A 15,357-nucleotide genomic window follows, 5' to 3' on the forward strand; every position below is an offset into this window, starting at 1 on the left:
TTCTATAGGTATAGAATTTACTCTTGCAAGGTAGAATTTAAAAATTCATTTAACTGTGGTGAAAATAGTTCTTGAAAAATAAAAACATATGTTCTATAATTGCGAGGTGTGTATGAAAAAAATAAAACATTTAATGAATATTGAGTATTGTTTAGAAAAACAAAAATGTAGAACTATAAAAACGATTATGATTGATAAGAAGGGAAAACTATTAATAAAGAACTTATATATTGATGATATCTGTGATAATATAGAAAAGATAAGAAAACATAAATTAGTAGTTTTCAATGTAGAGGAAAATCAGAAAGAAGAAATATTAAATTTCTTTTGTGCTCAAAATAAAAAGGGATTACTAGCAGAAGTTGATGAAAAAGAGATATATTATTTTCCAGATTTAAATTATCAGGATGCATATTTGATAAAATATTTATTGGAAAATAAGTGCAGTATAAATAGTAGTCTTAAAATTATTTCGGGAAATAATGTTGTATAATATAAGTGGTTAAGGCGAATGATTCAAAGGAATCAAAGGACGATGGAGGTTATTGGAATGAGTTTTAAAGTTGTTTCTATGTTTTCTGGAGCTGGCGGTTTAGATATGGGATTTCATAATAAAGGATTTAAAATATTATGGGCCAATGATTCGGCAAAAGATGCATGTGACACGTATGATAAATGGGCTAATTATAATAAGGATGGAAGTAGAAAACCGGAAAAAGAGTGTACAATAATTAAATGTGGAGATATTTCAAAATTGGATTTAAAAACTGTATTACCAGATACAGAGGTAGATGTTGTATTAGGTGGATTTCCATGTCAGGGATTTTCTTTAGCGGGACCAAGACAAGTTGATGATTCTAGAAATGTTTTATATAGACACTTTGTAGAAATGGTTAGAATAAAAAAACCAAAGGTTATTGTGGCTGAAAATGTTATAGGAATAAAAACATTAGGTGGTGGAGCTGTTTTTGATAAAATTATTGAAGATTTTTCTGAGTTAGGATACACAATGTCGGCACCAACAGTTAATGCAAAAAACTATGGAGTTCCACAGGATAGAATGCGAGTTATATTTATAGGAATAAAAAATGAAATATGCAAAGGTGGGGCATATATTTTCCCTTCTGGAGATCCCAAAATTGTAACGCTAAAAGAAGCATTAAAAGATCTAAATGAAGTGGATTTAAATGAAGTATGTCAGGCACCATTTTCATCTAGATATATGTCGAGAAATAGACAAAGAGATTATGAAGATGTTTCATTTACGATACCTGCTATGGCAAAACAGGTTCCATTAAGTCCTGACTCAGATGGAATGCAATTTGCAGCAAAAGATAAATTTGAATTTATTGGAAAATATAGAAGATTAAGTTATAGAGAGGCTGCGGCGATACAAACTTTTCCAAGGGAAATGGAATTTTGTGGTGATTTAGAGAGCAAGTATAGACAGATTGGAAATGCGGTACCTGTAAAATTAGCAGAAGCGATAGCAACAGAGGTAAATAGAATTTTAATGACAGAGGATTTAAGTCCTTTTTTAAATATGGAAAATCCAGAAGCAGAGATAAAAGGAAGCTCGGCAGATAAAAGAATTACAAATACAGTAATAAGTGGAAAAGCTTTTGAATATGCTACATTGATTGGTATATATCAAGAGTTGATAGAGCATGGATGGAAGGCTTCAAATTTAAAGCTACACAGGGACAAATATTATAAAAATATAGAACGAGCATATCAGCTTATTAGTGACCTTAATGAAGAAGTTGAAGAAGATGACAATGAAATAGATTTTATACAAGTAGAAGAAACTCCTAATGATTATGACCGTGCAGCTCGAGTTGCTGCTCGATATTTGAGAAGTGTAGAGCCGATTTTAACATCAAAAGAAGAATTATATGGAATTTTAAGAGCTATGCCCGATCAAGCAGGAAGTAAAGGTGATGTAAGAGATATTGATTTAAAGATATTTGAAGATGAGAATCGAAAAATAGAAATTATTGATATAGGGATTAGCTGTAAAAATAATCATGAAGCAGTGAAACATCCAAGAATAACAGAGAATCCAGATTTTGCGAAGGCTTGGACGAATGGGCAATTTGAATGTAGTAGGCAGTTCATTTGTGAAATGAATAAAGTATTTGATTTAATAGATTTATATGCGAATAAGTATAAAAAATGGTCAGAAGTTGCAGATAAAAAAGAGAGTATTTATTATCCTATTATAAAATTATATGCAACAGAAATAAAACGCTTGGGAACGGTAGATGAAAATGCAAGCGAAGAAGAGCAGGAACGAGCAAGATTGTTTACAAAAACATTTTTTGAATATATGTTCGGAACACGTGATTTTTATAAATTTATTAAAGAGGATCATTCTTGTGCTACAAAGGTATATCCATATAATATGCATGGTTGCCTTATGAGAGACTATAATGGTCACAAGAATGAGCAAGCAGTACAAACAATTACTATGCCAGAAGAAATCGTTGAAGTACGGGTAAAACCTAAGAGCAAAACAACTATAGAAGTTTATTTTGATCAATGGATTATTTCTATGAGATTGCATAATGCAGACTCAAAAATATCAAGAACATCATTAAAATTTGATGTTCAAATAAAGGCACAGCCAAGAAAAGTAATGGGAACTATTTTGAGCTGGCAGAATCAAGATTAAGAGTGGTGGAAAGAGATATTAATAATGATATTTCTATTGAGCTTTTAAATTTTACCAGAATAATAAGAAAAAGCACTGAACCCATGATAGTGTCATGAGTTCAGTGCTTTTTTGTTACAGATTACCTAAGAAATGAAAGATCAATCTCTCCATCGAAAACAGTAGTAGCCGGTCCGGTCATGTAGACAAGGTTTTCCTGGCGGTTCCAGAGGATCTGGAGATCGCCTCCGAGGAGCTTGACGGTGACAGGCCTGCCCTCATCGACGAGTCCGTTCAGGGTGGAGGCTACAGCCACAGCGCAGGCACCGGTACCACAGGCGAGGGTTTCACCGGAACCACGTTCCCACACGCGCATCTGAAGAGTATGGCGGTCAATGACCCTGACAAATTCTGTATTGATACGATCCGGGAAAGCAATATGGTTTTCGAATTTCGGACCAATTTTTTCGATTTCGAGGTTTTCGAGATCATCCATATATACGATCGCATGGGGATTTCCCATGGAAACACCTGTGATACGATAAGCAGTGCCATCTACATCCAATGGCTCATTGATGACCTGTTCCTTGTCGGATACGATCGGGATCTGGTTTGCTGTGAGAATCGGTGAGCCCATGTTTACTTTGACCAGAGCGACCTTACCGTCATCACCGAGGGTCAGATCAAGATATTTGATACCACTTTTGGTGGCAACAGAGATGCTTGTCTTGTTGACAATACCGTAATCATAAGCGTATTTGGCAACGCAGCGGATTCCGTTTCCGCACATGGCTCCCTGGGATCCGTCAAGGTTGTACATATCCATCTCACAGTCGGCAGCATCAGATGGTTTGATCAGGATCAGTCCGTCAGATCCGATTCCGAAGTGGCGGTCACTGACAAATTTGGCTACTTCAGAGGGATTGGTGACAGTTTCCTTAAAGCAGTTTACGTATACATAATCATTGCCGATACCTTGCATTTTTGTAAATTTCATAAATTTCCTCCTGTTATTAAAGTATTCTCCCCATTAGTTATAATATCGTAACTGTTCACAGGTAATATCCCGCGAGGTGTTTTGCCATGAATATGGCAAAATCCCGAGACATATGGGGCAAAATGCCATCACCGAAGGTGATTTGGAATGCATTTTGACCAAGTTACTGCGAACGGAGTGAACAGTAACACAATATCTTTTGTAAAAAGCTGGATAAACTTTCCAGTATCATAGAACCACAGTATAGCGGAAAAATGTTATGATTTTGTGAAAATTTACCAAAAAGAACTCAAAATTCTTATGAACAACGCTTAAAATTTCTTGCCGATAAGTCTACGGAAGCAGTTTCTGCATTTCTGGAAAAGGACCAAGGCTTCTTTTTAGAATTCCTGTGACCTGTGCGATCAGGATACCATAGTTGGTGATGGGAACTCCCTGATCCTGGCAGCAGGCAATACGATATTTCATTTCCCTCTCATTCAGCATACATCCACCACAATGAACCACCATTTTATAGGAAGAAACATCTTCCGGGAATTCTGTTCCGGAGGTAAATTCAAAGACTGGTTTTTTGCCGGTATAATTTCGAATCCAGTCGGGAATCTTGCTGGTTCCGATATCTCCGCACTGACGGTGATGCGTACATCCCTCAGATATCAGAATACGGTCGCCGTCTTCAAGAGAAGAAAGTGAAGAAACTCCCTTTAACTGTGTCTCAAGTTCTCCCTTATATCTCGCAAAGAGAATAGAAAATGAAGTCAGGGTAATATCTTCAGGGGTATCTCTGGAAACGCGTGCAAATGCCTGGCTGTCGGTGACTACGAGCCGTGGCCTGATCCCCTGGGCACGGAAATGTTCCAGAGTATCTTTAAGTTCGGTATCACGTACAACAAGAGAAAGCGCACCCCTCTCCAGGATGTCGCGGATCGTCTGCTGTTGCGGCAGGATCAGACGGCCTTTTGGCGCGGCCTTGTCGATCGGGACAACAAGGATCACCAGATCCAGAGGCTCGATCAGATCCTGGATCAGAGGATATTTGTGCGTATCTTCTGGCTTGAGAGAGGCGATTTTTTCTTGCAGTTCATAGATATTCATATTTGAGGAAGCACTGACCAGAACTTCGCCGGGACGGACAGACATAGCCAGATCTTTGATCTCTTCGTTTGAAAGCAGATCGATCTTGTTATAAACGACCAGATATGGAATTTTTTTCTTATGGAAACGATGGATCAGGGCGAACTCTTCTTCTGTTTTGCTGATTGTACTGTCTATGACCAGAATGGCGATATCGGTTTTATTCAGAACCTGATAGCTTTTGCGGACACGAAGCGCACCAAGTTCTCCTTTATCATCAATACCGGGAGTATCAATGATCATTACAGGTCCGAGAGGAAGAAGTTCCATTGTCTTGTATACAGGATCCGTCGTGGTTCCCATGACGGAAGAAACGATGGAGAGATCCTGACCGGTCACAGCATTGATGACACTGGATTTACCTGCATTTCTTTTTCCGAAAAAACTGATATGTACCCGTTCTGAGGTGGGTGTCTGATTCATTCCCATAGCACAGCCTCCTTTTATGTGTAAAATGCATAAAAATTTAGAAAACAAAAGTATTTATTTATTATAAAAAAATATATGAGTATATTCAAGTGTAATACAGGGATATCCATCCGGATTTAGGTGTTTTTACAAAGGAACTGACAAATATGACGGAAATTTTGTGTGTTTATTAATGAAAGTAGTGCTTGTAATTTTGAAATAGTGTGTTACAATAAGTAAAACGAAGAGGAAATATGCAAATTCATGCATAAATATTCTCGAAGCAGAACGAGGAGGAGAAGAAAATGAACTTAAAGAAAATTACAGCACTGGCACTTGGCGCAGTTATGGCAGTTTCTATGGCAGTACCGACATTTGCAGCAGATGAGGTTGAGACCGTTACAGATGGCAAGCTTACAGTAGCAACAAGCCCGGATTTTGCACCGTATGAATTCTATTCTATCGACGAGGATGGTAATCCGTCACTGGCAGGATTCGACATGGATCTGGCAAAATATATTGCAGACAAGATGGGACTGGAACTGGAAGTAATTCCGATGGACTTTGACGGTGTATTAAGCGAACTGTCTCAGAAGAACGTAGACCTTGGTATGGCTGGTCTTTCACCGGATCCGGCTCGTGAGGATGCAATGGACTTTTCTGACATCTATTATGAGGGTGGACAGTCTTTTGTAACAGTTAAGGATAAAGCAGACAAATTCAAGACTCTGGAAGATGCAAACAACGCAGATTATTCTATCGGAGCACAGACAGGTTCTATCCAGCTGACTCTTGCAAACGAGAATGCTCCGGATGCTGATATCGTATCTCTTCCGAAGGTTACAGATCTTATCACAGAACTTCTGACTGGCAAGATGGACGGAGCATTTATCGAAACAGCTGTTGCAGAGAGCTACAAAGAGAACTACCCGGATCTCGAGATCGTATGTGACGTACCATATGAGGCAACCGGTTCTTCCATCGGTGTTGCCAAGGGAAATGAGGCTCTTCTGAAGGCAGTCAATGAGGCAATCAAATCCGCCAAGGAAGATGGTTCCCTGGACAAATTTGTTGCAGATGCTACAGAGCTTGCAGCAGGTCAGACATATGAAGGAACACTGGATGATAATGGTGCTGTTCCGGAAACAGATGCTGAATAATCAGATTTACTTTACAGGAAATACAAGATAATAGCTGACAGATTCCTCCCCAGAATACATGGGGAGGAATTTTGCTGAAAATACTACTATATAATGAAAGGAGTTTTTATGGACAGTTTTATTAAATTATCAAATTTCGGGAAAATTGCTCCCTATGCACAGCTGTTCAGACAGGGACTTCTGGTAACTGTACTGCTGTCTCTTTTTACAGTAGCGATCGGTTTCGTACTCGCCCTGCTTCTGGCACTGATGCGTATGTCGAACATTCGTCCGTTCCGTGGCCTTGCAGTGAAGCGAAACGGACATCTGAGAGAGGGAGGACCGCTGGTATGGCTGTCAAAATTTAATCCTCTTTCTTTTATCGCAACAGCATATGTTGAGATCCTTCGATCCACTCCTGTGCTTGTACAGATCTTCATCATTTATTATGGGGTTTTTGGAATGATCGATCTGCCATCCTTCCAGATGTTTGGATTCATTAAATTTAACAGATTTTTCCCTGGTGTAGTAGCACTTGGCATGAACTCCGGTGCGTATCTCTGTGAGATCATCCGTGCCGGTATCCAGTCCATTGATCAGGGACAGACAGAGGCAGCACGTTCTCTGGGACTTTCCCAGACTATGAACCTGCGTTACATTATCCTTCCGCAGGCTCTCAAAAATATCCTTCCGGCAATCGCAAATGAATTTGTTGTTATCATCAAGGAGTCTGCGATTACTTATACCATCGGTGTACAGGATATTATGTCTGCTGTAAACGCAGTGAAGGGTGCAACCTTTATCATCATTGAGCCTCTGCTGGTTGCAACAGCGATCTATTTCTGCCTGTGCTTCCCGACCTCCAAACTGATCGCATATTTCGAAAGGAGAATGAGCCATGGCGACAAACGATAGTATGATCCAGGTAAAAAACCTTAAGAAACATTATCACAGAGGTGCGATCAAAGCACTGGATGATGTGACTGTGAATATTAACAAAGGCGATGTTATGGTAGTCATCGGACCTTCCGGTTCCGGTAAATCCACTTTCCTTCGCAGTCTGAACCTTCTGGAAGAACCGACAGATGGAGAGATCATCTTCAATGGCGTGGATATTACCAAGAAGAGATACAAGGATGCTTCCGGCAAGAAGGTCAAACTGGATATCGATGCCCTCAGACAGAAGATGGGAATGGTGTTCCAGCATTTTAATCTGTTTCCGCACATGACGATTCTTGATAATATGACACTTGCACCGATGAAGGTCAAGGGAGTTTCCAAAGCAGATGCAGAGAAAAAGGCTCTGGAGCTTCTTGAACGTGTAGGACTTGCTGACCGTGCGAATGCGTATCCGATCCAGCTCTCCGGTGGACAGAAACAGCGTGTTGCGATCGTGAGAGCGCTTGCTATGGAACCTGATGTCATGCTTTTTGATGAGCCAACATCGGCACTTGACCCGGAGATGGTAGGAGAGGTTCTGGATGTTATGAAAGAACTCGCAAAAGAAGGAATGACCATGGTGGTGGTAACTCATGAGATGGGATTTGCGAGAGAAGTCGGAAACCGTGTACTTTTTATGGCAGATGGAAAACTGCTTGAAGATGGAACACCGGCAGATATTTTTGAGAATCCGACCAATCCACGTCTTCAGGAATTCCTGTCCAAGGTACTGTAATATTTATGGAAGATACTGAGCAGTTATGAATCAGTGAAAAGGGTAATCAGAAAATTCGTTGCTGTGAACAGCTACGAAAATTCTGGTTGCCTTTTTGCACTTTACAGAAAGAGGTAGATTATGACAGCAGAAAAACAGTCTGCACTGCAGACAATTGAAGAAAAAAGAGATCTGGTCATTGAGATTGCAGATAAAGTATGGGAATTTGCGGAACTTTCCCTTCAGGAATTCAAGTCAGCAAAAACCTATTGTGATGCACTGGAAGCGGAAGGCTTTGAAGTAGAGCGTGGAACAGCAGGTATTGAGACAGCATTTACCGCATCTTATGGTCATGGACGTCCATATATTGGAGTTCTGGCGGAATATGATGCACTTTCCGGACTTTCTCAGGAGGCCGGTCTGACCGAGCGAAAAGAACGCTGTGCAGGCGGAAATGGTCATGGATGTGGACACAACCTTCTTGGTGCAGGAGCCTTTGCCGCTGTCCTTGGAATCAAAGCCTATCTTGAGAAAAACGACATTTCCGGTACGGTACTCTTCTATGGCTGTCCGGGAGAAGAGGGTGGTGCCGCAAAAGCATTTATGGCAAGAGATGGTGTATGGAAAAAGCTGGATGTGGCACTTACCTGGCATCCGGAGGATGTCAATGAGGTGGCAACAGGATCTTCTAATTCCTGTATCCAGGTACAGTACAAGTTTACCGGAACTGCTTCTCATGCGGCAGGTGCACCGGAGATGGGACGCAGTGCACTGGACGCAGTGGAGCTTATGAACATTGGAGTACAGTTTTTGAGAGAGCATATGAGCGACAAGGCGAGAATCCACTATGCGATCACAGACGCAGGCGGCTGCAGTCCGAATGTTGTACAGCCTCGCGCGAGTGTTCTTTATATGGTACGATCCAATCATGTGGCTGAGGCGGTAGAACTTCAGAAACGTGTGGACAAGATCGCAGAGGGTGCAGCTCTGATGACAGAGACTACTTATGAGAGAAAGTTTATTGACGGACTTGCGGATACCGTGAGTAATTTTGCTCTGGAGAGGGTTCTCTACAGAAATTTCCAGGAACTTGGAGTTCCGGAGTATACAGAAGAAGAAAATGCCTTTGCAGATACACTGGCAGACACTTATGATCACAGTGCAGTTCCCGGGGTTGCAGCAGAAAATGATGAGGATGCAAGAGAAGAAGTTGAGAAGATGCAGAAAGCATATGGACATGCTATGAATGGATTTCTTGCACCTCTGTATCAGAAGGATGCATTCCAGGCTGGTTCTACAGATGTCGGTGATGTAAGCTGGCTGACTCCGACAGCACAGATCCATGTGGCAGCATGGCCAAACGGATGCCCGGGACACAGCTGGCAGAATGTCTCCTGTGATGGTTCAGAAATCGGACATAAAGCGGCAGTTCATGCGGGAAAAGTTCTTGCAGCGGCTGCGATTGATATTCTTGAGGATACGTCGATTCTGGATGAGGCCAGAGCAGAGTTTGAAAAACGTACAAAATCCGGTTATGTATGCCCGATTCCGGCAGATGCAGTACCGGTAATTCCGGACTGATATAAAAAAACGGCTCCTGGGGTAGCTGTCCATAAAACAGGTTTTGAAAAACAAATACTATGGCAGTTGCCGGACAAGGGTTGCTGACAAAAGGGGTATGTGTCATTAAGGCACATGCCCCTTTGCTTTTGCAGTTGCCTTTGTTGATGGTAGATGGATGGGACAGATTTTGTACGAGTTAAGGTCGATAATCCGGAATTAGCTTACCTGTGAGCAACATAAAAATCAGGGGCAATAATGTGTCCATGCCCTTGCACAAGTACAGCTCATACGTCAGTTAAATGCCGATTACCAACCTGTTTCATAAGGGTACTTCTGAGATGTCATCTTTCAGAAAAGTAGTCAAAAATCCCTCACTTAAACCAATCCTTGGGAGGATAGGGAAGAAGTTTGCTGAAACGATAATTTTGTCCATTATTCCGCGCTTCTGCAATCCGTGTACTGCGCTCACCGTTCCGTTCGCTATTGCATGGTTACAATTAGTTGTTCACCATCCAATGAACAGTGGAATCCCTTTCCATAAGCAGCACATCATTTACAGCGATAGAAACCTCTGAATTTGAAAACTGTTTTTGCCTGTCCTGCCGAGCAAGTAGGATAGACAAGCACAAAGAAACATGCTATAATTTTTATAAATACTCTAAAAGACCACGTTAACATGTCAGGTCGCTGTCTGGCGGCACTTATTAACGGAGGTTTGGGTTATGAATAACAAACAAATGAAAAAGGCTACAGTCGATGCAATCAATGTGATGATCAGTCACGCGGACAAGGGTCCTTCCGGATTTTGGGTGGAGGATCACGAAGGCTGTGGCAATCCAGCGGTCTTTCCGGAATTTGAGGAGGGCTTGAAGCGAGGAAGGCTCATCCAGAAGGAGCATTATTTTTGCCCATGGAATACCGCCATTATGTACGGCGATGGGCATGGCAACATAAACACGGGTTGTTACCATAGCTGTTCTATTAGCAAGGCAAGGTATCTGACCACTGAGGAACTTAAAGAAGTTCTTGTCCGCTTCAAAACACGCATGGAAAATGGCGATTACGATTGCGTTGAACATTTATCTCCATTGCTGACAAAAGACGCAAGCAGACACATAGAGGATCGCATCCTTGCGGAGCAGTATGAGTGCGAACGCTGCGAAAGGCAAAAGCGGCAGGAGCGGCTCAAAAAAGCCGCTGCTCTGATTGCCAAGTATCCAGGTGAAGAATCGCTTTTGGCAATCTACTATGGAGAAAAGGATTGCGTATTAGACGAAGGCGGAATCATTCTTTTTGACCCAGCGTCCCAGCGTAATGTTGTTGGAGCGGAGAAATTTTCCTACAATGATTATCTCGACGTTCAATTCGCATCGTTGGGTAAGAAACACCGTCCGTACTTTTCTGACTGCTTTTTCAGTGCGGTTATGTCTCATTTCAAAGGACAGATTGAGAAGATTAAGCCAAAACATATTTGCTTCAAGCGGATCTTCATTAGTGGAATGTACACCGATGGGACAATGTTTGACGGAAAAGAGGATCACGTCTGGATGGAGAAATCAGGCTTTGAAGAGTGCGCCGTTGGTGACAGTGTTTCGTTCTACGCCGAGGTCTACCGCTATGTAAAAACCGGAAATGGAAAACTGATTGACTACGGACTGCGTAACCCGACAGGCATCCAAAAGATCGAAGCCTACGAACTTCCCAGAGATGATGAACTGATTATGCAGGAAGTTGAACAGCTTATCTGCGAGACTTGCTTTCTAAGCGAGCAGTGCAATTGCAATTACTGCACAATGGATCCAAAGAAAAAGCGTTTGCTCAAACAAGAAATGTTCCGTGCAATAAAGGCACAGACAGATAAGGAGACGCAGAACTGAAACGATTCTTTCTTATGTGGGGACTTGTAGTTGCATTGTTGCTGAGTGGGTGCGGATCGTCGGCATCCCGTGTTGAAACACTGAAAAGCTGGTCTTTCCAGTATAACGAGGGGACAAGTGATTACAGCCTTTTCTTTGGCTTGGCTGATAAAAATGATAAGTCCCTGTCAGCCGATGTCGATGTGGGTATTCGAATCGTAAATGATGCGGATGAAGAGGTCTATACTGGTACAAAGTCCGTTTCTACTGATGATTTCAGCTACTATACCAGCCAAGCTGCCGGAGAGCAGTATCTTGCCAATGTGAGAATCCCTGCCGCTGAGATCAAAGCCGGAACGTCCGCAAGCGGGAAGGTTTATTTCACCGTGTACAAGGAAAACGCAGTTCAGTTTGACGAAGCAAACTGCGATGCTCTGTATTGCCTGCCTATTGAAGATGTTCAAGTGACGTTTGATTCATTTCCGCTGGATCTGAAGGTGAAGAACTTCATGGGGAGTACGGCATCCGTGATCCAAATTCAAGGAGCCGAATTTAAGTTTGACAAAGACTATTCCCCGCATCTGACCATTACGATTGCCGGAGAAAAGAAGAGCGGGAGCAGTGATTCCGGGTATGATATGATTAGTTATAAGCTGTATGACAGTGCGGGTTATCTGGTAGACTCCGGCAATATATACCTATCTTCTCTGAGCGCCGGAGATAAATTCAAGGATGACTCTGTTGTGATCTATGACATTACTCCTGGCGAATCCTACACATTCCAGTTATCAGAGTATAGCTGGTGAGCTTTCGTAATTTTTCACGAACATAAGGGCTTGTGACGATCCCAAAAATGGAAACAGGGCGTTTCGGCGGTCAGCCGGAACGCTCTGTTTTTCGCAAGTGTAGCTACACTTGCTGTGATATACTGAATAACCATAGGTCATATCACGCACTTTGCTCCGGGAGATTCATGCGACACTGCCCGGAAATCTGAATAAAAAGGAAGGTGCAAATGGATAACAAGAAACGTAACGTCCAAGTGGAATCGGACGACAGCCGCAGTGTCCCCGTTCCTCTTTGGCAGGAGTTACCGCAGATCACGGTACGCCTGAAAGAAGGAAACACCATCTACCGCTTTACTGCCAGCTTTGACGGAAAGCACACCCTTACCGAAAAGGCGGTGAAGCTGATCGACTCCGAGGGGAGTGTGTGATCGTGACCAACAGCAACCTTGTCTTGGCAGACTGTCCTCAGATGATGGAGGAATCTACTATGAAGCAGTCTGACAAAATTACCGCGCTGTATTGCCGCTTGTCCCGTGACGACGAATCTTAGGGCGACAGTAACAGCATTGTGAATCAAAAAGCCTATCTCAGCCGATATGCAAAGGAACACAGCTTCCGCAATACGGAGTTCTTTGTGGATGACGGTTACACGGGCGCGAACTTTCAAAGACCGGATTGGCAGCGAATGATGGCGCTGGTGGAAGACGAAAAGATCGGTACGGTCATCACGAAGGACATGAGCCGCATCGGTCGAAATTATCTGGAAGTTGGGAGGTATACCGAGATCACATTCCCACAGAATAACGTGCGGTTCATTGCCGTCAACAGCGGTGTGGACAGCGCTAACCAGCAAGACAATGAGTTCGTCCCGTTCGTCAACATTATCAACGAATACTACGTTCGGGACGGCAGCAAGAAAGTGCGTACCTCACTCCGGATCAAGGGAGAATCCGGCGAACACCTGACGACTATTCCGCCGTATGAAAAGTAGAACAGCGTGACTTCCGCCACGCTGTTCTCTCTAAACCTTATAAACCTGTCTTATGCGCTGCTACCCTGATGGAGCCGGTTTTTTTTATGTGCGGGGAGCACTCAGTTTTTTCATTTCCTTGTAACAGTATTTGATGATTTCTTTACGGGTGATAATGCCGATAAAAGACCCTTTGTCATCTATGACCGGAACATAGTTCTGGTTGATGGCACGATCCAGGAGATCCTCCATGTCGGCATCCGCATGAACCGGCTTATAGGTAGCCCGGCGGGGGATTGCCATGATGGAAACATCTTCCATTTCTTTCAGATCGGTGATATTGATGTTGAGACGCTTAATACCCCACAGAAGATCACCTTCAGATATGGTGCCGGTGTATTTCCCCTCCTTATTGAGGATCGGGATACAGGAGAACTTGCGGTGTTCCATCTTCTCAACTGTCTGGCGAAGTGTCTCATCTTCAAATATATAAGCAACATCACTTTTGGGTGTTAAAAAAAACAAAATATTCACAGTCAGTACCTCTGTCTTTCTTTAATCATATGTGTATCTGAACATTGATTCAGATGCTGTTATAATTATGTAGCTGTTCACAGGCAGCAGACTGCTGTGAACAGTATTATGATAGTATGTAGGGTACAGAATGTCAATTGTTTAAATATTAAAAATTGGTGAAAAATAACTATAAAACTAAAAAAATAAGAAAATTTTACAGCAGATTTACTCCGCCTTCTTCAGCAGCTTTCTGAATAGAATCCGGCCAGATAGAAACATGTACTTCACCGATATGAGCTTTTCGCAGGAAGAACATACAGATTCGGGACTGACCGATACCACCGCCGATGGTGTATGGAAGCTCCTGATTAAAGATCGCCTTCTGGAATGGAAGTTCTCTTCGGTCATCGCAGCCTGCTTCTGTAAGCTGGGAATCAAGAGAGTCCTCGTCAACACGGATACCCATGGAAGAGAGCTCCAGAGCAATGTCGAGTACAGGATAATATACAAGGATATCTCCGTTCAGTTCCCAGTCATCATAGTCCGGGGCACGTCCGTCATGTCGCTCTCCGTTAGATAAAACCTTACCTACCTGCATGAGGAAGACCGCACCCTTTTCTTTGACAATCTTGTATTCCCGTTCTTTTGGTGTAAGATCCGGATACATATCAACAAGTTCCTGAGTGGAAACAAAAGCAATTTCCTTTGGCAGGATCTCTTCGATATAGTCATACTGAACAGCCATATATTTCTCCGTTTTGCGAAGAACACTGTAGATGGAACGAACTGTGTTGATCAGCGTTTCCATGGTACGCTCTTCTTTGGAGATGATTTTTTCCCAGTCCCACTGGTCTACATAAACAGAGTGGATATTATCGAGATCTTCATCACGGCGGATAGCGATCATATCTGTATAGAGTCCCTCGCCGTGAGCAAAGCCGTATTTCTTAAGGGCGTAGCGTTTCCATTTGGCAAGAGAGTGTACGATCTCGGCATTTTCTTCCTGTCCTTTGATGTCGAAGCTTACAGGACGTTCTACACCATTCAGGTTATCGTTAAGACCGGAAGATGGTGATACAAAAACCGGAGCAGAAACACGGAGAAGATTTAATTTCTGAGCCAGTGTCTGCTGAAAAAAGTCTTTTACAGTTTTAATTGCAACCTGTGTATCATGTAGATTGAGATCTGAATGATAACCGACAGGTATTTTAATCTGATCCATTGGAATTCCTCCTAAAACTTTATAAGTGAATTGTATAATAAATATTGACTTGTAACAGTGAGCTACGGAACAGTCGAATATTTTTTATTATAACAAGAAAATTTATGTATTGCAATTTTAACCTTGCATTATTTTTGAAATGAGATTAAAATATATGTTACTGTCGTCAGAGGATCTGTTCTGCGAGAGGGAGTGTTTCACATACAAGGCAAAATACCATCACCGAAGGTGATTTGGAATGCATTTTGACTCGTGACTGTGAGGGTACTGAACAGTTACAAACATAACAAAAACAAGGGAAAATTTCAGACAATAAAAAATGAAATTTCCCCTTTAACTTCACATGATGTTGTGGTATACTCTCATAAGTAACACTATATATGGGGAAGGCTGACGGACTGGTAGGTTGCAGCTGTGAAGCGGCAGAACAGCTCTGAAAGGCCTTAAAATTGCAGCA

General features: G+C 42.3%; 13 protein-coding genes and 1 pseudogene. 10 read left to right on the forward strand and 4 right to left on the reverse strand.

Going from position 1 to position 15,357, the window contains the following annotated elements; translation table 11 throughout:
* The first annotated feature begins 112 nt into the window (after positions 1–112).
* Together LIR34_RS06065 and LIR34_RS06070 are read left to right on the forward strand one after the other, a co-directional pair.
* Entirely contained in the window at positions 113–493 is a 381-nt protein-coding gene (locus LIR34_RS06065) for a hypothetical protein (protein WP_161286556.1), read from the forward strand.
* Positions 494–550: 57 nt separating this feature from the next.
* Positions 551–2,674 (forward strand): HaeIII family restriction endonuclease, encoded by a 2,124-nt coding sequence (locus LIR34_RS06070; RefSeq protein ID WP_244092229.1) that lies wholly within the window; start codon positions 551–553, stop codon positions 2,672–2,674.
* 121 nt (positions 2,675–2,795) lie between these two features.
* Here LIR34_RS06070 and dapF read toward each other — a convergent pair whose 3' ends face one another.
* Positions 2,796–3,650, reverse strand: a complete 855-nt coding sequence (gene dapF / locus LIR34_RS06075; protein WP_161286559.1) for a diaminopimelate epimerase — start codon at positions 3,648–3,650, stop codon at positions 2,796–2,798.
* A gap of 333 nt (positions 3,651–3,983) precedes the next feature.
* Positions 3,984–5,213, reverse strand: coding sequence for a [FeFe] hydrogenase H-cluster maturation GTPase HydF (hydF, locus tag LIR34_RS06080; RefSeq protein ID WP_173902270.1), 1,230 nt, complete (start codon positions 5,211–5,213; stop codon positions 3,984–3,986).
* Positions 5,214–5,497: 284 nt separating this feature from the next.
* Here hydF and LIR34_RS06085 point away from each other — a divergent pair, with 284 nt between their 5' ends.
* The 8 genes and pseudogenes from LIR34_RS06085 to LIR34_RS06120 all read left to right on the forward strand — a co-directional run.
* Complete coding sequence (locus LIR34_RS06085) at positions 5,498–6,352, forward strand: transporter substrate-binding domain-containing protein (RefSeq protein WP_161286563.1); 855 nt, start codon at positions 5,498–5,500, stop codon at positions 6,350–6,352.
* 108 nt (positions 6,353–6,460) lie between these two features.
* Positions 6,461–7,246, forward strand: coding sequence for an amino acid ABC transporter permease (locus LIR34_RS06090; protein ID WP_161286564.1), 786 nt, complete (start codon positions 6,461–6,463; stop codon positions 7,244–7,246).
* Entirely contained in the window at positions 7,230–8,006 is a 777-nt protein-coding gene (locus LIR34_RS06095) for an amino acid ABC transporter ATP-binding protein (protein ID WP_276530629.1), read from the forward strand. Before LIR34_RS06090 ends, LIR34_RS06095 begins: the two co-directional genes overlap by 17 nt.
* Positions 8,007–8,126: 120 nt before the next feature.
* On the forward strand, positions 8,127–9,566 hold the full coding sequence (locus tag LIR34_RS06100; protein ID WP_173902271.1) for a M20 family metallopeptidase: 1,440 nt from the start codon (positions 8,127–8,129) through the stop codon (positions 9,564–9,566).
* Between the two features lie 704 nt (positions 9,567–10,270).
* A complete protein-coding gene (locus LIR34_RS06105; RefSeq protein WP_173902272.1) occupies positions 10,271–11,425 on the forward strand; it encodes a hypothetical protein in 1,155 nt (384 codons plus the stop codon).
* A gap of 14 nt (positions 11,426–11,439) precedes the next feature.
* Positions 11,440–12,210 carry a hypothetical protein gene (locus tag LIR34_RS06110; RefSeq protein ID WP_173902273.1) on the forward strand — a complete coding sequence of 257 codons (771 nt, stop codon included), beginning with the start codon at positions 11,440–11,442 and terminating at the stop codon, positions 12,208–12,210.
* A 209-nt stretch (positions 12,211–12,419) separates the two neighbouring features.
* Positions 12,420–12,620 (forward strand): hypothetical protein, encoded by a 201-nt coding sequence (locus LIR34_RS06115; RefSeq protein ID WP_173902274.1) that lies wholly within the window; start codon positions 12,420–12,422, stop codon positions 12,618–12,620.
* 59 nt (positions 12,621–12,679) lie between these two features.
* A pseudogene (locus tag LIR34_RS06120) lies at positions 12,680–13,174 on the forward strand (recombinase family protein); the annotation flags it as partial.
* 93 nt (positions 13,175–13,267) lie between these two features.
* On the opposite strand, the gene LIR34_RS06125 reads toward LIR34_RS06120, so the two are convergent.
* Complete coding sequence (locus LIR34_RS06125; protein WP_173902275.1) at positions 13,268–13,696, reverse strand: CBS domain-containing protein; 429 nt, start codon at positions 13,694–13,696, stop codon at positions 13,268–13,270.
* 196 nt (positions 13,697–13,892) lie between these two features.
* A complete protein-coding gene (asnA, locus tag LIR34_RS06130) occupies positions 13,893–14,900 on the reverse strand; it encodes an aspartate--ammonia ligase (RefSeq protein WP_161286597.1) in 1,008 nt (335 codons plus the stop codon).
* Positions 14,901–15,357 lie beyond the last annotated feature (457 nt).

It is taken from the genome of Blautia sp. MSK17_66, from assembly GCF_020538025.1.
Classification (GTDB): Bacteria; Bacillota; Clostridia; order Lachnospirales; family Lachnospiraceae; genus Blautia_A.